The organism is Pseudomonas profundi, from assembly GCF_008638305.1.
GTDB lineage: Bacteria > Pseudomonadota > Gammaproteobacteria > Pseudomonadales > Pseudomonadaceae > Halopseudomonas > Halopseudomonas profundi.
On sequence record NZ_VTPZ01000004.1, the window covers coordinates 221,451 to 236,993 of the forward strand.

The following is a 15,543-nucleotide window of genomic DNA, read 5'->3' on the forward strand; positions in this document are numbered from 1 at the left end:
CGATAGACCTGTCGAGTGGCGAAGTGCCCAGCAAGTTTCAATCTGATAATCAGTTTTTTGGCGTGGCCGGTCCCGCGGCCGTTATGAGATACACCCGCGCTAGTAGAACCAGCCGGTTCTGAACGAAACGCCAACGACTACAAACAGCACCCCGATAAAGGTGACCGGGATGATGTGCCAGGCCATGGACACCAGCTTTCCTTCATTCAGGTTGGGGATGACCCGCAGTCGCGCATCCAATGCGAACGCGGCGGTCGTTGCCAGCAATAGCAATTTGACGCCGACCAGCCGTCCGGCGACATCTCCCGGGTCGATCCAACGAGCCGGATCCGGCACCAGTCGGTAAGCCAGCATCAGCCCGGTAATGATCTGGATGATCAGCGCGGGCAGGCCGATCCGCTCATACGCCGACTCGAAGCGCATTAGCTCGGCGGGGCTCCGTTCGCGTAATACCCTTGGAAGTATGGTGAACGCCAGGATCAGATGCCCGCCGGTCCAGACTGTTGCGCCAAGAATATGCAGAAGTATCAGAATGCCGTACATGTCATCAGAATCCAGGTTGATGTCGTTTGAGGCGCACAACGTGCATTATCCGGCGCTTCCGGGGCTGGGCTTGCACGGGCGCGTGTGAGCACTACAGGTAACTCGTCGGGCAAGCGGTCTACTTCGCGGGTTCCAGCTAGTGATATCCATATCCTGATCTAGAGTGGTGGTTAGGGAACAGACCCTGATGCAGTCCTCATAGAAGATATCGGATGTCTTGATCATGATGGCCAACAATAACAATATCCAAAGCATTGTGCCGAAAGTGAATGCCTCGCGGTTGATCCTGATCTCCTCCGGCGCGCTGCTTGGTAATACCATCAAGCACTACCTGCAGGGCGAGGGGTATTGCACGCTGGTTCAGCAACCCGAGCAGGTCCGGCGATGTCGATGTGACCTGGTGTTGCTGGATGCCGGTAGCTATTCCCGCGAGCGATGCCTTGCGGTCTTTCCGCTGGTAGACGCGACGCCTGTTGCACTCATCAATACGCATGAAACGCTGGCCAGCGACCTGCTCAAGCTACATCCGCACATCCGGGGCGTGTTTTACCCCGGCAGCAATCGTGAACAGATCCTCAGGGGCACGCAGGCGATCCTCGGCGGTGGTGACTGGCTGCCCCGAAACCTGATGCAGCAATTGGTCGATTGCTACCGACAGCTGAATCACTCTTCGACAGCAATCGCTTCGCTCAGTGCACGCGAGATTCAGGTACTGGCCCTGGCCGGGCGTGGACTATCCAACGCGGATATCGCCGACCAGGTAAACCTCAGCGTCCATACGATCAAGAGTCATATCCACCACGCATTGCAAAAGCTGGATGCCAGTAATCGTGCGCAGGGCGCAGCGCTGGTGCTGGGGCATATCGAAGGTGGCTCCCGATGAAAGCACTGACCCTGGTATTGGCCCTGTGTTGCGCCTTGTCTGCGCATGCCGATGAGGCGGAGCTGAGTGGCTTCATCATTGACCACACGATTTCGCGTACCGGCCAGGAGTTCTACCGGTACTTTTCCGAGCGGATCACTGATATCGGCGATCCTGATTTCAATCTGGTGGTGAAAGAGCGTCCGTCCGCCCGGTGGGGCGTCCTCATCTGGGTAGAGCAGGACGGGACATTGCTGTACCGACAGTTCATGCAACCGAGCCTGTCGGACGTCCGCGACACAGCTTACGCCGCAGCCGACTTTGTCGTTGATTCGATCAACCGCAGAAAGATCGAAGCCATGTTTACCGATCCTATCGATCTCGCCGAGGACGAACTATGAAGAGCTCACGTTCCATTGTCAGCATGACCCTGGCATGCACGCTGGGAATCGCTGTCCCCACCGGGGCAAGCGCCACCGAGCTGGTTTACACACCGGTTAATCCGTCGTTCGGCGGGAGCCCGTTGAACGGCGCCTGGCTGCTCGGCAGAGCCCAGGCGCAGAACGATTACAAGGATCCGGATGCCCTGGACCGATCGTCGCTGGGCGGCGGCTCGGCGCTGGAACGTTTTACCAACCAACTGGAGGGTCGCTTGCTGTCCCAGTTGCTGGCAGACGTTAACGACGGCAATGCCGGTTCGCTGACCACGGACGACTTCATCGTCAATATCATCAATGACTCCGGCAACCTGAATATTCACATTACCGATCTGCTGACCGGGGAAGTGTCCGAAATCGAAGTGAACGGCTACGGCGCAAACTGACCTCGGGAGCATCACAGGGATGAAACACCTACTTCCTTTATATGTGATCCTGGTTTTGCTCCAGGGCTGTTCACTGCGAGAACCCATGCCTGCCGAACCGCAGGAACCCACACTGACCCCGCGCGCCTCCACCTATCAGGATCTGCTGGATCTGCCCAAGCCGCGCGGCCGGCTGGTGGCTGCGGTCTATGGCTTTCGCGATCAGACCGGTCAATACAAACCCAACCCGGCCAGCTCCTTCTCCACCGCCGTGACCCAGGGTGCGGCCAGCATGCTGGTTGATGCAATGCAGGCCAGCGGGTGGTTCGTGGTGCTGGAACGTGAGGGACTGCAGAACGTGCTCAACGAGCGCAAGATCATCCGTGCTTCCCAGGCCCAGCCTGATGTGCCGGCCAATATCGCCAGCGGCTTGCCCTCGTTGCTGGCGGCCAATCTGTTGATGGAAGGCGCGATTGTCGCCTACGAGACCAATGTGCGCAGTGGCGGCCTCGGGGCGCGCTATCTGGGTATTGGCGTCTCGCAGGAATATCGGGTAGATCAGGTCACGGTCAATCTCAGGGCGGTGGATGTGCGCAGCGGCCAGGTGTTGTCGAATGTGATGACCACCAAGACCATCTATTCGGTCGGTCGCAGCGCCAACGTATACAAGTTCATCGAGTTCAAGGAGTTGCTCGAAGCCGAAGCCGGTTACACCACCAACGAGCCGGCGCAGTTATGCGTGCTGTCGGCGATTGAGGCGGCGGTTGCACATTTGATCAACCAGGGCATCGAGCGCCGGCTGTGGCAGACGGCGGTGGCTGACCGAGGGGCAGTCCCAGCGAGCTCAGGCGTAACAGGGAGCGCAAGCCCCCAGTGAATATTCAACCGTTCGATGGATGTGCAGGGCGGCTGGCGGGCGCAGGATAGACGCTCTAATCACGTTTCCGAGCATATAGAACATGACTTCGATGAAACGGAACATAGCGTTGGCTTTCGCTGCGTTATTGGCCGGTTTTGGCAGCGCTGGCCTCGTGCTGGCGGATCCAGGCCAGGGTTCTCCTGACCTGGCTCCGGCGGAAATCACACTGGGGCCGGCGCCCACCCGGCTTGTGGACGCAGCTGCTCTGGCCGCAGCGCAGAACCGCATCGCCGCTGTTCAACAAGCTGGTGAAGGTCTTACCGCTCACATCCGTCAGGATGGCGCAGCGCTGGAGGCGCGCATTCTGCAGACCGGTTTTGATCACACGGCGAGCATTACTCAGCAGGGCTCCAGTAGCGAGGCGCTGATTATCCAGTCCGGCTCACGCCACCAGGCAGATATCACCCAGTTCGGCGCGGCTAACCTCGCGCTGATTGAACAGGCAGGCTCGGACAAGCGCAGCAGTATTGTTCAGCATGGCCAAAGCACTACCGTTCTGGTGCATCAGTACTGAAGCAGTCCACAAGGATTTGTCTGCGAAAGTGGCGACCGTTACGCAACTGGGCGTTGCCAATTTCGCGACCATTACCCAGCAGTAAGTTGAAAGCGCCGTTCAGGCAGAGAGTCGAGCGAGCAGTAGAAAGTAATCCTAACCAGGTTGAACGTACTCGGGAGAATTCTATGTACAGGTTATCAGGCGTTGTCGCTGCCGGGCTGATGCTGGCTGTTTCGCAGGTCTATGCCGACAACAATCAGGCGACTATCTATCAGGATGGTACCAATCACAACGGCACGATCGCGCAGGATGGCGATGCCAACGAAGCAGAGCTCCAGCAGCGGGGGTTCATTAACGCTGTCGGGACGATTAGGCAGACTGGTTCTCAAAACATCGCTACTACCGACATCTATGGGGACAGCCTTGCCGAGACCGTTCAGGAGGGCAGGGGTAACCAGGCATTGATCAGGCACGAGGGTGACCTGTTCAACACCACCGTTACCCAGGTAGGCGATCTGAATACCGCGAACGTGGTGCAGAGTTATCGGACCAGCACCGTTGAAGTGGCCCAGACAGGTGAAGGTCACTTCGCCGATATTTACCAGGAGGGCAGGGCCCACTACGCATCCACCCGGCAGGATGGTATGAACAACAGCGTCACTATTGATCAGGGCGAGTATTACGCTGGCAAATGGGCTTTGGTGGACCAGTCGGGCAACGACCACGTCGCCGCGGTATATCAGACCAGTGGCGGAGAGAACAGCACCACCATCATGCAGCTTGGCTCATCGCACAACGCAGAGGTACACCAGGAGATCTACGGAATACTGGATGGTGACAATGTCGCTATGGTCAATCAGGCGGGGCTGGATCACACCGCCTGGGTGAGCCAGGAACGTGCCAACAATACTGCCGAAATTGATCAGCTGGGCGAGGGACACAACGCAAGCATCACCCAGCAGGGCGAATTTAATACCTCGACGATGACTCAGCAGGGCATGTTTAACACTGCCGTCAGCTCTCAGTTCGGCGACGACAATAGCGTGGTCATAGGGCAGAACGGCGAGCGGAATCTCGCTGAGATCTCCCAGATAGGTGCAGGCCTCGAAGCGACTATCAACCAGACCGGAACGGACCATCAGGCCTTCATAACGCAGGGATTGTCCGGCAACCAGGCGACCATCACCCAGCTGGGCGCGGCCAATTTGGCCACCATTAGTCAGTAAGTGATAAATCAGTGAAAACCGGCTTCGGGATAGCCGTACGAGGCCGGTTACTCAATGTCCTCGAGCAAGGCGGACATGATGTCGTCCATGGCCACAAAACCGAGCAGCTGATTGTCGTCCAGGACCAGGACGCGCTTGACCCGGTGCTGGGTCATCAAGCTGGCCACATGTTTGACGGAAAGACTTTTGCCCACCGAAAGAGCCGGCTTGGCGCAGACGTCATAGACGTTCAGCAGGTCGATATCGCCGCCCTCCGCAATCACCGTCTTGAGGATATTGGTGTAGGTAATCAGCCCCCAGGCATCGTGCGGACTCTGTTGATCCACCACCAGAGACTTGAGGTTGTGCCGCTTCATCAGGCTTAACGCTTCGCGAAGTTTGGCGAAGGGCGATACGGTGACAACGTCGGTCACCATCACATCTTTGACCAGTAGCATGCCTGCTCACTCCAAATCGGATTCTTTGAGATGTTGCTCGAATTTTTCGAACTGGGACAGATCAATGCCACCGAGATGGTCCAGCGGCACAGTGAACACCAGGCCTTGCGAGTCGTCCTGGCTGGGCATCAGGATTTTCTGGATCGCCTTGAGCACCTCCAGCGACAAGCCCTTCTCCAGCACCATCAGCAGAACGCTCTGACTGCCATCGTAGGTCAGTCCGAAAAAGGTCTTACGCGTGTTGTTGCTGATGCCCCGGGCAGACATGACGGTAATCCCGCCGGCGCCCAGCTCCCGTGCGCAGTCAATGCACTGCTGCTCCAGGTCTTCGGGAGCAATGGTGATGAGTGCAGAGAATTTCATCGGTCAACCTCTTTGGCAGTATGACGGTCAGAGACCCATTGGCTGATGATGGCGTAGGACATCACCGTAACGATAGGGAAAATGGAGGCGAACGCAATGAGGCCGAAGCCATCCATCAGTACGTTACGGCCTTCGATATGGGTGGCCAGGCCGATACCCAGCGCTGTAACAAGGGGAACGGTGACCTCGGAGGTGGTGACGCCGCCGAGGTCGTAGGCGAGCGCAACGATATAGCGGGGTGCCAGGGCTGTCAGGATGATCACCAGCGTATAGCCGCCGATGATGTAGTAGTGCATGGAGCCGCCGACAATGATCCGATGGACGCCGATGGTTATGCCCACGGCGACCCCGACCGCCACCAGTATGCGGATGGCATTGCCATTGATCTGGCTGGACGCGGCTTCTTCCGCCTGTTTGCCGATCGCAATCAGCGCCGGCTCCGCCATGGTAGTGGCAAAGCCGATCATGAACGCAAACAGGTAGACATAGACGAAGCCATCCAGCCCGATCAACTGCTCCGCCATGGAGGTGCCGATCGGGAAGAGCCCCATCTTCAGGCCCACGACAAAGGCATACAGGCCGAGGATTACCAGCAAGAAGCCGAACAGGATCCTGGCCGGGTTGGCCAGCGCCTTGCGCAACACCACATACTGGAAAAACACAATGGTCAGGATGATTGGTAGCACGTCACGTAACATACCGCCCAGGTCCAGCAGCATTTTCAATGGGCCGGAAAGCGCGACCTTGTCAGCGGCGATTACGGGCACCACATCGGCCGCAGCCTGTGCGCTGCTGAATACGTAAATGCCGTACAGCTGCACAGTGATCATTGGCACCATCACAGCCAGAGCCACCAGCCCGAAACCATCCATCAGCGGATTGCGCCCGCGAATTGACGCAGCAAGCCCGATACCCAGGGCGGCGATCAAAGGCACCGTGACGATGTTGGTGGTAACGCCGCCGGAGTCATAGGCGAGCCCGACAATTTCCGGCGGAGCGAACCAGGTGACCGCGACGACGGTGACATAGCCGGCAATCATGAACCAGTGCAGGGGATAGCCGAACAGGGTGCGGAATACGCCCAGTGCGATCACCAGGCCAACCGAGACCGCCACCAGTAGCCTGAGCGTTAGCGCGTCAATCCGGCCCTCGCTGATTTCCTGAGCCTGCTGGGCCACGGCAATCAATGCAGGCTCTGCAACCACGGCCGAGAATCCGATAGCGAACCCGAACGCAAGCAGTATGGGGACAGACCCTTTGCGGGCGAACTGATTGGAGAGGCTTTTGCCGACCGGAAAAATACTCAGCTCCAGCCCCTGAAGAAACAGCGCGACACCCACCGCCACGATACCGAGGCCGATCACCATGCTCAGGGTGTTATCCGGCAACTGCTGCAGAATGGCCAGCTGGAAGAATGCCACCACCACAACGATGGGCAGCAGATTCTTGAAGGCATGCAGGAGCGCGTGGGAAAACGCTTTAAGGTAGACCACTCTGTCCTTAACTTTTCTGGTGGGGAAGGCATCGATTCTGACGCAAACCCCGAGCTGCCAGCAAGGCGGGCAGCGCCGCGTACCGAATCCCTTCTGCGTACAAAGGCGGCGGCCGGCCGGTCGGTGTTGCCTGGCTGTTTCCAAACAGCATCGCAACTGCCACCATTACAGCTGACGACTGTCGAGACAACAATTCCCGGAGCCTCTCATGAATACGCTGCATATCGATATCGTTTCGGATATCGCCTGTCCCTGGTGCGCCATCGGCTACGCACGGCTGGAGCGTGCAATGGCTGGCCTGGAAGGCGAGCTGGCGTTCAGCATCGAGTGGCATGCTTTTGAATTGAACCCGGACGCTTCTGATGAAGGCGAGCCGATATTGCAGGCGCTAAGCCGAAAATATGGACGTAGCGAGAGCGAGATGGAGGCCGCCCAGGCGAACATGGTCAGCATCGCTACCGGGTTGGGGCTGAATTTCGAGAAGATGCAGCAGCGCCGCACCGCCAATACCTTTGATGCGCATCGGCTGGTCAAGTGGGCCGGTGAGCAGGGCCGTCAGACGCAAATGAAACAGGCGTTTTTTGACGCGTATTTTGGTCGCGCCGAAAACGTCGGTGATCAGCAGGTGTTGCTGCGTTGCGTCGAAACCATTGGCCTGGATACTGCTGATGCGCAGGCAGTGCTCGCATCGGAGCGGTACGCCGAAGCAGTACGTGCTGACGAGGAGCGCTATCGTCAGGCCGGCGTCACCGGGGTGCCGGCATTCATCATCAACGGGCAATACATGATTGCCGGTGCGCAGGAGCCCGAGACGCTGATGACGGCGTTGCGCGACATCGCTTCCGGCAATCCCGATGTTTGAACTGCAGCAGATCGACCCCGAGGCGTACCGGCGCCAGACGCGGCGTAGCACCTTGATTGTGGCGGTCCTGTTTGCGGCGATCGCCATGGCATCGGCAACGCTGACCGTTGCGCTCTTTGGCGAGCCCGGCGGGAACAATTTCATCTGGAATCTGGCGGGTGTGCTTGCGGGCCTGTTTATCAGCAGCGCTATCGTGCGGGCATTGCTCTGGGACAAGCCCTTCATGGCGCAGGCGCGTTACGGCTGGCAGCTCAAGCGCAGCCTGATGAGCGTTACCAATGTCATGCATCACGTAGAAGCCGGCGTGGCGGCCAATGATCCGGAGGCGATGAAGCTGTTGCGTTTTTACCACCAGGGGCTGACACAGATGCACCAGCTTGAGGGCCATACCAGCGCGCTGGAAGAGCTTCGTAGCGAGAGCGAAGCGCATCGCCAGCGGCTCGAAGCAATGGGCATCCCGGCTGATCAGCCGCGACTCGATCCGCACTGGCTGGAGGCCGTCAAGCGCTACGGAAAGAAGGCCAGATAAGGGAAACGCCCCACGGTGTGGGGCGTATGGGCTTGCTGCTGATGGCTTACTGGAGATAGTCCCGGAACTGCACCGAGATCGACCGCACTTCACTTGAAGGCCAGTTGGGCACGTTGATCTGTTGTGTCGCACCTCCGCCCCCACGGGGGGTCAGCTCAATGGCGATGACATCGCTCGGTGGTGAACTGGCAGGCAGATACATGTCCAGCCCGGATATGAACGGAACCACATGAAAGTCCGGGTCCGGTGTCTCGAGTGAGCTTTGCTTGTCCGCTCCCTTGTCATGCAGGAACAGGCTGCTGAGGCGTTTCTCCAGCGGGGCTACCTCGGCCGTTATCACATTCGTCCCGTTCACCGTCAGCACGTCGTTGCTGTCCCCCTGGTCGCCCCATAATTCCTTGTCACGACCGATATTCAGGTTCGAGTGCCGCGGGTCGCGCGCAAGCCTGGCGCCGAGTCCGGTGCCGGGAGCCGAGGTGTTCAGCCGTACAAAATAGCTGTCCTGCGCATAGTGAGATCACCATCGGCGTCCAGTGATTGCAGAAAGCGGGACATATTCAATACCGCCGGATCACCGACGTGTTCGGCATCGGACACGATATCTTTCGGAGTCAGGACGGCTTGGCCTGCAGCGGCGCCTAGCTCAATGCCCGCCAGTGAAAAACTGACTGTTTCACCGTCCTGATATCTGAACACACCGGCCTCAGTAGTGGTGCCGCTTTGGCTCGCTGTTTCATAAGTGATGCCTGCCACCGGACTATCAAGGAAAACGCCCTCCGATACATCGACCGGGTCTGGATCGGGGTCTGGCTTCGGATGGTGAGGGTGGTCATCATCCGAGTCAGAACCTGAACTGCACCCGGCCAGCAGCAGGGAGAGAAAAAGTGGTATCGCTGCGCATCGGGTGCCCGTGCGCGGTCCGTAACTGTTCATGCCGCATCCTCTTTTGTTATTGGAAAGCGATGTCTGCGCCGGCATTGCTGTAACGACACACAAAAGACAATCGGACAAAGAGTAGGACAGTTTTCAATTCTGTTCCGTGAGCGGGACCCTAGGGCTGGCGAAAGTCCATCTTTCGATGGATGCCGCTCAGGATCGAAAGGGAGAGGATAGAGCCAACAGCGGATTGATTGGCTCGATGAAAAGATCCGCATGAACATGGGAGAAGGCGACATGATCATGCAAAGATTGAATCAGACAACTGCAATCATCGCATTGGCGACGGCTTTTGCCTCGGCGCATGCTGATGATTTCAATCAGGCACATATTCATCAGGACGGCGAGCAGCAACACGCAAGCGTCTGGCAAACAGGCATGGGCAACCGTTCGTCGACGGCGCAGACCGAGAGCGTGCTGACCGAGGCTTTCACGCGGCAGGACGGCAGCTATAACGAAGCGGATATCAACCAACGCGGGGTGTCGCTCAGTACAGCGGTCGATCAGATCGGCGAATTGAATCAGGTGGACGTATGGCAGTATGAATCAGCCCAGGACATTTCGCTGGCGGTCTCTCAGACCGGTTCCGGACATCTTGCGCTCGTTAGCCAGATGCACGTTGAGCAAACTGCGCTGATCGATCAGGCGGGGAGCGGGCATAGGGTCGACCTGAGCCAGTTTGGCGAAGGGAACGTGGCTACCATTCTCCAGTCGGGTGAGGGTCATAGTGCGTTGGTCAGGCAGACGGGCACACAGGAATTTTCCACCGTCTATTCCTATTATGGGCAGGCTCGGATTGAGCAGAGTGGTATCCAGCAAGGCGCTTCGCTGAATCTGGGGGGCTGGTGGAATCAGGTACAGCTTGTTCAGGGCGGGCAGGATAACCGGGCCACCGTGCACCAGCACGGGTCAGATCTGATAATTGATGTAGTGCAGCAGGGCCAGGGCAATGAGGTGGAGATGTATGGATCGAGCCCCGGCAATGCCATAACCATCGATCAGAACGGCAACGATAATTGGACCCAGACGTCTCATCCGGGGAGTTTCGGCGGCTACGAAGCCAGTCTGGCAGTCAGCCAGACCGGCAATTCCAACTGGGCGCAGGTCACTCAGGATTCAGCGATGGCTCAAGCCGATGTCATTCAGTCCGGCTCCGGTAACTTCGCCAGGGTCGAGCAGTATTGACCTAGGGCGCCGGTCAGTAGGTTGAGCAACTGACCGGCGCCCTATTGCGCATGGCCAGATCGCTGGCGCCTGTGTGCAAACCGCTTGCCGGCTTGTTTCGGTGCTAGGCTGGTCTATCCTTCCTTTGCCGGTAAACTCATCTGCAACAGGCGTTTCAGAGCGGTTGCGACTGATTGAACAAAGATCAATGCAACTCAGGGGCTGCCTGCTAATCCAACCATTAAACCGACGTCCTCTGGAGGCAGTTGTGAGCCAGGTCAGCACCCCGAAATTTGATAACAGTTACGTGCGATTGCCGGAACGTTTCTACACGCGGCAGGCACCTGAGCCGGTCAGGGCGCCGGGGATGATTCGCATCAACGAAGCCCTGGCCAGGCAGTTGGGGATATCGCTTGAGTGGCTGAATTCTGCCGAGGGTCTGCAGGTGCTTGCCGGCAATCAGCTGGCGCCCGGGTCCGAGCCGATTGCCACCGTCTATGCGGCCCACCAGTTCGGCGGTTGGAATCCGCGGCTGGGTGATGGTCGCGCGGTGCTGCTTGGCGAGGTGGTCGATTCGAGAGGGCGGCGTTTCGATGTTCAGCTCAAGGGTTCCGGGCGCACGCCCTATTCGCGAGGCGGTGATGGGCGTTCGCCGCTTGGCCCGGTGCTGCGTGAATACATTGTCAGCGAGGCGATGGCCGCGCTTGGCGTGCCCACATCCCGCAGCCTGGCGGCGGTTACTACCGGCGAAAAGGTACGACGCGAGCGAAGCCTGCCGGGCGCCATTCTCACGCGTGTGTCGTCCAGCCATATACGCATCGGTACCTTTCAGTATTTTGCCAGCCGGGACGACCAGGAGGCTGTGCATATTCTCGCTGATCATGTGATCAAGCGGCATTACCCCGCAGCAGCCAAAGCCGAGCGGCCCTATGTTGCGTTGCTGCAGGCGGTCATTGCGCGGCAGGCCAATCTTGTCGCTGACTGGCAGCAGTTGGGCTTCATTCATGGCGTCATGAATACGGATAACATGCTGGTCTCCGGCGACACCGTGGACTACGGCCCCTGCGCGTTTATGGACGCTTACCATCCCGACAAGGTCTTCAGCTCCATCGATGAGGGCGGACGCTACGCCTACTCCAATCAACCGGGTATCGCCCAGTGGAATCTCGCCTGGCTGGCGCGAGCACTGCTGCCGTTGCTCGATGAGGATGAAGATGCTGCGGTGCAGGCCGGGCAGCAGGCGATTGACGCCTATGAAAAGCAGTATCTGGATGCCTACAACGATCTGATGCGGCGCAAACTCGGGCTGGCACGAACCAATGAAAAGAGCATAACCCTGGTGACAGAGCTGCTGCAGGCCATGCACGAGGCGGGCGCCGACTACACGCTGACGTTCCGCCGCCTGGCCGAGCTGGCCGGACCGACACCGGGGCCTGAGCAGGCCAGTATCGCTGGTATCTTCGAACTGCCTGATACGCTGCAGCCATGGCTGGAAAAATGGCGTGCCCAGCTTGCGGCGGAGGCAGGTCCGGCGGCTGAACGGCAACGACAGATGCTGGCTCTGAACCCCGTGTTCATTCCGCGTAACCATCTGGTTGAAGAGGTCATACGTGCGGCTACCGACAAGGACGATTTCGAGCCGTTTCACCAGTTAGTCGAACGGCTTGCCATGCCCTGCCGCTATGATGAAAAGGATGCGCGCTACGCTACGCCGCCGCGGCCGGAACAGATGGTGGCGCGTACGTTTTGCGGAACCTGATCTGACAAGGAAAGCGTGAATGCTCAAGCCAGCAGGCGGACACCTCAAGGCCAGGCTGTTCCAGATTATCTTCGAGTCCGATTCGCGTCTGGCCAAGGGGTTCGACATTGCTCTGGCTGCGCTGATACTGCTCAGCGTCGCCGTGGTGCTGCTCGACAGTGTCGCGTCCTTCCATGAGCGCTTCGGTGTGCTGTTCTATCGGCTGGAGTGGGTGGTAACCGTACTCTTCACAATCGAACTGGCCCTGCGCATCTATTGCCTGGAGAAACCCTGGCTGTATCTGCGAAGTTTCTACGGCGTGATCGATATGCTGGCAGTGCTGCCCACATGGTTGGCGCTTATCGCGCCTGGCGCGCAAACGCTGGTGGTCATCCGTTTGCTGCGTACCCTGCGTCTGTTCCGCGTTCTGGAAATGATGACGCTGGTCGGGCAGGGACGGTTGTTGCTGGACGCCCTGGCGCGTAGCCGCGGACAGATAACGCTGTTCCTGTTCTCGGTCCTGATGCTGGTAACCATATTTTCCTCGTTGTTGTATCTGATCGAGCCGCCCGAATCCGGCTTCACCAGTATCCCCATGGCGATCTACTGGGGCGTGGTCACGCTGACGACAGTAGGCTACGGCGACATCACACCCATCACCCCCCTCGGGCAGTTCATATCGATGGTGATCATGCTGACAGGCTATTCGATCATCGCGTTGCCGATCGGCGTGTTCTCGGTCGAGGTGATCAACGCCTTGCGTCAGGAGCGCTATTCAGACGAGGCGTGCCCGGGTTGCGGTCGCAGCGAGCACGAGCGCAATGCGCGTTACTGCAAATATTGCGGCACCTGGCTGGATGAAGAGACCAGAGATCCCAACAGACCCTAGCGGGCGGGAACAGGCAATTCGACAATGCGGGCGGAGAGCTCTTCGCCAGCGATGGTCAGCTCGGCGACGGCAATGGGCAGTTTGAACCGGCGACGCCCCGCACTGCCGGGGTTGATATACAGCATGCCGTCACGCTCGGTTATCGAGGGCTTGTGCGAATGGCCAGAGATGACCACCCGTGCACCGACTTCGGCAGGATCGATAGTCAGCTCCGCCAGGTCATGAATAACGTAGATCCCTGTCGCTTCCAGCGTGAGATACGCCGTCTCAGGCAGGCTCAGTCCCCATTCGCTGCGATCGTTGTTGCCGCGCACGACGGTTACCGGTGCCAGCGTTTCGAGCGACTGGATGATGCTCTCATCCATGATATCGCCGGCATGGATGATGTGGTCGCTTCCCCTCAGGAAAGCAACGGCTTCGTCGCGAAGCAGATTGTGCGTATCGGCGATCAGCCCGACTCTCAACATAAGACGCCCGGACAGTTGCGGCGGAGCCTGTGGTCCGCCGGCAACCGCCTTCCTGTTCAGTTTTGCAGGATGGACTCACAGCGTTTTGAAGCGTCAATCAGCCGCTGGCGCGTTTCCTGGTCGATTTCCTGCTGGCTGCCCATCTCTTCCAGCTCAGCGGTGCTGAACTCGCTGCTGACTTCGCCGGCCGCACATTCGCAGAAGGCCTTGGCTTTCGCGGCGCTATGTTCGGCCTGCGCGCCTTCGACGCATTCGGCGACAAAGGGTGCCTGGGCGCCCTCGGGCCATTCGGCGCTGGCGGGCAGGGCGACGGCCAGTGGAAACAACAAGGCAATCAGATGACGGTACTTCATGCGGTACTCCTGTTCGTGCGCTGTCAGGCAGGAATGCCTGGTTCTTCATCTGAGGCGGACGAGCGGAGCGAGTTCCCCCGATCGGCATCCATACGCGCCTCGAAGCTGTCATCATGTCGCCAGTTCTTCAGGAGAGAGGTCGATGGGCATCAACGTATCATCCGAAAATACCCGGGGCGTGGCATTCGGGGTCGCTGCCTATGCCATGTGGGGATGCTTTCCGCTGTTTTTTGCGCTGTTCGAGGGCGTGCCCGCCTATGAGGTGTTGGTGCACCGTATTCTCTGGTCCTGCGTCTTTCTGACCCTGGTGATCAGTTTACTGCGGCGTTGGCAGCCGGTAACCGGGGCGCTGGCCAACCCGCGGGGCCTGGGGCGGGTGGCAACCTGCGCTGTGCTGATTGCGATCAACTGGGGTTTATACATATATGCGGTCGAAACCAACCATGTGTTGCAGGCCAGCCTGGGGTATTTCCTCACGCCCCTGATTAACGTTGCGTTAGGCGTACTGATCCTGCGCGAGCGCATGGCGCGCCTGCAGGTGGCCTCGGTGTTGTTGGCCGCGGTCGCGATCATGATTCAGGTCGTGATGCTCGCCAGCGTGCCCTGGATCAGCCTTATTCTGGCAGTATCCTTTGGCTGCTATGGGCTGGTGCGTAAGCAGATCGCCCTGGATGGGCTGTCCGGCCTGTTCGTCGAGACGCTGATTTTACTGCCGATTGCCATGCTGGCGCTTGGCTGGCTGACGGCATCCGGTATGTCGAACTTCCTGGTAAAAGGCAACACCCTGTTGTTGATCGCCTGCGGAGCAGTGACCGCGGTGCCGTTGCTGGCCTTCGCCGGTGCAGCGCGACGCTTGCGTCTGTCCACGGTGGGCTTTCTGATGTATCTGAACCCGACGCTGCAGTTTCTCATAGCGCTATATGTGTTCAACGAGCCGCTGGAGCGGGTTCAGCTGATCAGCTTCATCACCATCTGGATCGCGCTTGCGCTCTATTCATGGTCCGCCTGGCGTGAGAGTCGGGCAATCGAACAACACGGCTGAGCTGACATGCAAAGACCCATTACCGGTTATCACCTCGACGAAGAGGATCATTGGGTGGCAGAACTTTCGTGTGGTCATTTTCAGCATGTCAGGCATAACCCACCCTGGCAGGAACGCTACTGGGTTATTACCGAAGCGGGCCGCAACAGCCGCTTGGGCGTCCTACTCAACTGCAAAAAGTGCGAGGCAGGCGCGCCCCCTGACATAGCCGAATGACCCCGCTGCAATCACCCATCGGGTCTACCTGTTCCCGCGTGTGATAGTGGTCTTTCGGTTTTTCTGCCAAATGGCGCTTTCGCTCCTTTTTGATGGCACTTTTTCGTCTTCCTGTGTTCGGACATCACAGGGGTAGAACGCAGCGTTCCATTTCCAGGGATTACATGGTTCGGTGTCTGCTGCTTTGTGCCGCCGCTACGCCGGTA

Annotated in this window: 21 protein-coding genes; 13 read left to right on the plus strand and 8 right to left on the minus strand. The window is 58.7% G+C overall.

All coding sequences use genetic code 11. The features are described from left to right. Positions 1-99: 99 nt before the first annotated feature. Complete coding sequence (locus tag FZE95_RS07650; protein WP_150300265.1) at positions 100-543, minus strand: CopD family protein; 444 nt, start codon at positions 541-543, stop codon at positions 100-102. Positions 544-766: 223 nt separating this feature from the next. Here FZE95_RS07650 and FZE95_RS07655 point away from each other — a divergent pair, with 223 nt between their 5' ends. The 6 genes from FZE95_RS07655 (at position 767) to FZE95_RS07680 (ending at position 4,848) form a co-directional block, all read left to right on the plus strand. Next, positions 767-1,426, plus strand: a complete 660-nt coding sequence (locus FZE95_RS07655; RefSeq protein WP_223825001.1) for a helix-turn-helix transcriptional regulator — start codon at positions 767-769, stop codon at positions 1,424-1,426. After that, positions 1,423-1,806: a CsgE family curli-type amyloid fiber assembly protein gene (locus tag FZE95_RS07660; protein ID WP_150300266.1), complete on the plus strand. Its 384-nt coding sequence runs from the start codon at positions 1,423-1,425 to the stop codon at positions 1,804-1,806. The genes FZE95_RS07655 and FZE95_RS07660 overlap by 4 nt, the downstream gene beginning before the upstream one ends. Before the next feature lie 23 nt (positions 1,807-1,829). Continuing rightward, positions 1,830-2,228 (plus strand): curli assembly protein CsgF, encoded by a 399-nt coding sequence (locus FZE95_RS07665; RefSeq protein ID WP_190324532.1) that lies wholly within the window; start codon positions 1,830-1,832, stop codon positions 2,226-2,228. Positions 2,229-2,247: 19 nt separating this feature from the next. Then, on the plus strand, positions 2,248-3,084 hold the full coding sequence (locus FZE95_RS07670) for a CsgG/HfaB family protein (protein WP_150300268.1): 837 nt from the start codon (positions 2,248-2,250) through the stop codon (positions 3,082-3,084). Between the two features lie 91 nt (positions 3,085-3,175). Beyond that, positions 3,176-3,640, plus strand: coding sequence for a curli production assembly protein CsgB (locus FZE95_RS07675; protein WP_190324524.1), 465 nt, complete (start codon positions 3,176-3,178; stop codon positions 3,638-3,640). Positions 3,641-3,807: 167 nt separating this feature from the next. Beyond that, positions 3,808-4,848, plus strand: coding sequence for a hypothetical protein (locus tag FZE95_RS07680; RefSeq protein WP_150300270.1), 1,041 nt, complete (start codon positions 3,808-3,810; stop codon positions 4,846-4,848). Positions 4,849-4,895: 47 nt separating this feature from the next. Here FZE95_RS07680 and FZE95_RS07685 read toward each other — a convergent pair whose 3' ends face one another. The 3 genes from FZE95_RS07685 to FZE95_RS07695 are packed head-to-tail and all read right to left on the minus strand — an operon-like array spanning position 4,896 to position 7,141. Then, positions 4,896-5,285, minus strand: a complete 390-nt coding sequence (locus FZE95_RS07685) for a CBS domain-containing protein (protein ID WP_150300271.1) — start codon at positions 5,283-5,285, stop codon at positions 4,896-4,898. A 6-nt stretch (positions 5,286-5,291) separates the two neighbouring features. Then, positions 5,292-5,648, minus strand: a complete 357-nt coding sequence (locus FZE95_RS07690) for a transcriptional regulator (protein ID WP_150300272.1) — start codon at positions 5,646-5,648, stop codon at positions 5,292-5,294. Further along, positions 5,645-7,141, minus strand: coding sequence for a DUF1538 domain-containing protein (locus tag FZE95_RS07695; RefSeq protein WP_150300273.1), 1,497 nt, complete (start codon positions 7,139-7,141; stop codon positions 5,645-5,647). Before FZE95_RS07695 ends, FZE95_RS07690 begins: the two co-directional genes overlap by 4 nt. A gap of 208 nt (positions 7,142-7,349) precedes the next feature. Here FZE95_RS07695 and FZE95_RS07700 point away from each other — a divergent pair, with 208 nt between their 5' ends. Further along, positions 7,350-8,003, plus strand: a complete 654-nt coding sequence (locus FZE95_RS07700; RefSeq protein ID WP_150300274.1) for a DsbA family oxidoreductase — start codon at positions 7,350-7,352, stop codon at positions 8,001-8,003. Then, positions 7,996-8,532 (plus strand): DUF3087 domain-containing protein, encoded by a 537-nt coding sequence (locus FZE95_RS07705; protein ID WP_150300275.1) that lies wholly within the window; start codon positions 7,996-7,998, stop codon positions 8,530-8,532. The genes FZE95_RS07700 and FZE95_RS07705 overlap by 8 nt, the downstream gene beginning before the upstream one ends. Positions 8,533-8,578: 46 nt before the next feature. On the opposite strand, the gene FZE95_RS07710 is transcribed toward FZE95_RS07705, so the two are convergent. Beyond that, a complete protein-coding gene (locus FZE95_RS07710) occupies positions 8,579-9,016 on the minus strand; it encodes a hypothetical protein (protein ID WP_335720923.1) in 438 nt (145 codons plus the stop codon). After that, positions 9,013-9,465 (minus strand): hypothetical protein, encoded by a 453-nt coding sequence (locus FZE95_RS07715; RefSeq protein ID WP_150300277.1) that lies wholly within the window; start codon positions 9,463-9,465, stop codon positions 9,013-9,015. The genes FZE95_RS07710 and FZE95_RS07715 overlap by 4 nt, the downstream gene beginning before the upstream one ends. Before the next feature lie 246 nt (positions 9,466-9,711). On the opposite strand from FZE95_RS07715, the gene FZE95_RS07720 reads away from it, so the two are divergent. The 3 genes from FZE95_RS07720 to FZE95_RS07730 all read left to right on the plus strand — a co-directional run bounded on the left by FZE95_RS07720 (position 9,712) and on the right by FZE95_RS07730 (position 13,259). After that, positions 9,712-10,653, plus strand: coding sequence for a hypothetical protein (locus tag FZE95_RS07720; protein ID WP_223825002.1), 942 nt, complete (start codon positions 9,712-9,714; stop codon positions 10,651-10,653). 247 nt (positions 10,654-10,900) lie between these two features. Continuing rightward, a complete protein-coding gene (locus FZE95_RS07725) occupies positions 10,901-12,391 on the plus strand; it encodes a protein adenylyltransferase SelO (protein ID WP_223825003.1) in 1,491 nt (496 codons plus the stop codon). Between the two features lie 19 nt (positions 12,392-12,410). Next, positions 12,411-13,259, plus strand: coding sequence for an ion transporter (locus tag FZE95_RS07730; protein ID WP_150300280.1), 849 nt, complete (start codon positions 12,411-12,413; stop codon positions 13,257-13,259). Here FZE95_RS07730 and FZE95_RS07735 read toward each other — a convergent pair. Together FZE95_RS07735 and FZE95_RS07740 are read right to left on the minus strand one after the other, a co-directional pair. Next, positions 13,256-13,726, minus strand: coding sequence for a metallophosphoesterase family protein (locus FZE95_RS07735; RefSeq protein WP_150300281.1), 471 nt, complete (start codon positions 13,724-13,726; stop codon positions 13,256-13,258). The two genes, FZE95_RS07730 and FZE95_RS07735, sit on opposite strands and share 4 nt — an antisense overlap. 56 nt (positions 13,727-13,782) lie before the next feature. Beyond that, on the minus strand, positions 13,783-14,079 hold the full coding sequence (locus FZE95_RS07740; RefSeq protein ID WP_150300282.1) for a hypothetical protein: 297 nt from the start codon (positions 14,077-14,079) through the stop codon (positions 13,783-13,785). 142 nt (positions 14,080-14,221) lie between these two features. On the opposite strand from FZE95_RS07740, the gene rarD reads away from it, so the two are divergent. Beyond that, positions 14,222-15,121 (plus strand): EamA family transporter RarD, encoded by a 900-nt coding sequence (rarD, locus tag FZE95_RS07745; protein WP_190324525.1) that lies wholly within the window; start codon positions 14,222-14,224, stop codon positions 15,119-15,121. Between the two features lie 6 nt (positions 15,122-15,127). Next, entirely contained in the window at positions 15,128-15,337 is a 210-nt protein-coding gene (locus tag FZE95_RS07750; RefSeq protein ID WP_150300283.1) for a DUF3565 domain-containing protein, read from the plus strand. Positions 15,338-15,543: the final 206 nt, after the last annotated feature.

What these genes read in the sequence shown, in the direction of transcription:
- FZE95_RS07680 (WP_150300270.1), top strand. Translation starts at nt 3,808, where the DNA reads ATGTACAGGTTATCAGGCGTTGTCGCTGCCGGGCTGATGCTGGCTGTT.
- FZE95_RS07720 (WP_223825002.1), top strand. Translation starts at nt 9,712, where the DNA reads ATGCAAAGATTGAATCAGACAACTGCAATCATCGCATTGGCGACGGCT.
- FZE95_RS07715 (WP_150300277.1), bottom strand. Translation starts at nt 9,465, where the DNA reads ATGAACAGTTACGGACCGCGCACGGGCACCCGATGCGCAGCGATACCA.
- FZE95_RS07750 (WP_150300283.1), top strand. Translation starts at nt 15,128, where the DNA reads ATGCAAAGACCCATTACCGGTTATCACCTCGACGAAGAGGATCATTGG.
- FZE95_RS07670 (WP_150300268.1), top strand. Translation starts at nt 2,248, where the DNA reads ATGAAACACCTACTTCCTTTATATGTGATCCTGGTTTTGCTCCAGGGC.
- FZE95_RS07675 (WP_190324524.1), top strand. Translation starts at nt 3,176, where the DNA reads ATGAAACGGAACATAGCGTTGGCTTTCGCTGCGTTATTGGCCGGTTTT.
- FZE95_RS07735 (WP_150300281.1), bottom strand. Translation starts at nt 13,726, where the DNA reads ATGTTGAGAGTCGGGCTGATCGCCGATACGCACAATCTGCTTCGCGAC.
- FZE95_RS07650 (WP_150300265.1), bottom strand. Translation starts at nt 543, where the DNA reads ATGTACGGCATTCTGATACTTCTGCATATTCTTGGCGCAACAGTCTGG.
- FZE95_RS07685 (WP_150300271.1), bottom strand. Translation starts at nt 5,285, where the DNA reads ATGCTACTGGTCAAAGATGTGATGGTGACCGACGTTGTCACCGTATCG.
- FZE95_RS07655 (WP_223825001.1), top strand. Translation starts at nt 767, where the DNA reads ATGATGGCCAACAATAACAATATCCAAAGCATTGTGCCGAAAGTGAAT.
- FZE95_RS07690 (WP_150300272.1), bottom strand. Translation starts at nt 5,648, where the DNA reads ATGAAATTCTCTGCACTCATCACCATTGCTCCCGAAGACCTGGAGCAG.
- rarD (WP_190324525.1), top strand. Translation starts at nt 14,222, where the DNA reads ATGGGCATCAACGTATCATCCGAAAATACCCGGGGCGTGGCATTCGGG.
- FZE95_RS07700 (WP_150300274.1), top strand. Translation starts at nt 7,350, where the DNA reads ATGAATACGCTGCATATCGATATCGTTTCGGATATCGCCTGTCCCTGG.
- FZE95_RS07660 (WP_150300266.1), top strand. Translation starts at nt 1,423, where the DNA reads ATGAAAGCACTGACCCTGGTATTGGCCCTGTGTTGCGCCTTGTCTGCG.
- FZE95_RS07665 (WP_190324532.1), top strand. Translation starts at nt 1,830, where the DNA reads ATGACCCTGGCATGCACGCTGGGAATCGCTGTCCCCACCGGGGCAAGC.
- FZE95_RS07730 (WP_150300280.1), top strand. Translation starts at nt 12,411, where the DNA reads ATGCTCAAGCCAGCAGGCGGACACCTCAAGGCCAGGCTGTTCCAGATT.
- FZE95_RS07705 (WP_150300275.1), top strand. Translation starts at nt 7,996, where the DNA reads ATGTTTGAACTGCAGCAGATCGACCCCGAGGCGTACCGGCGCCAGACG.
- FZE95_RS07740 (WP_150300282.1), bottom strand. Translation starts at nt 14,079, where the DNA reads ATGAAGTACCGTCATCTGATTGCCTTGTTGTTTCCACTGGCCGTCGCC.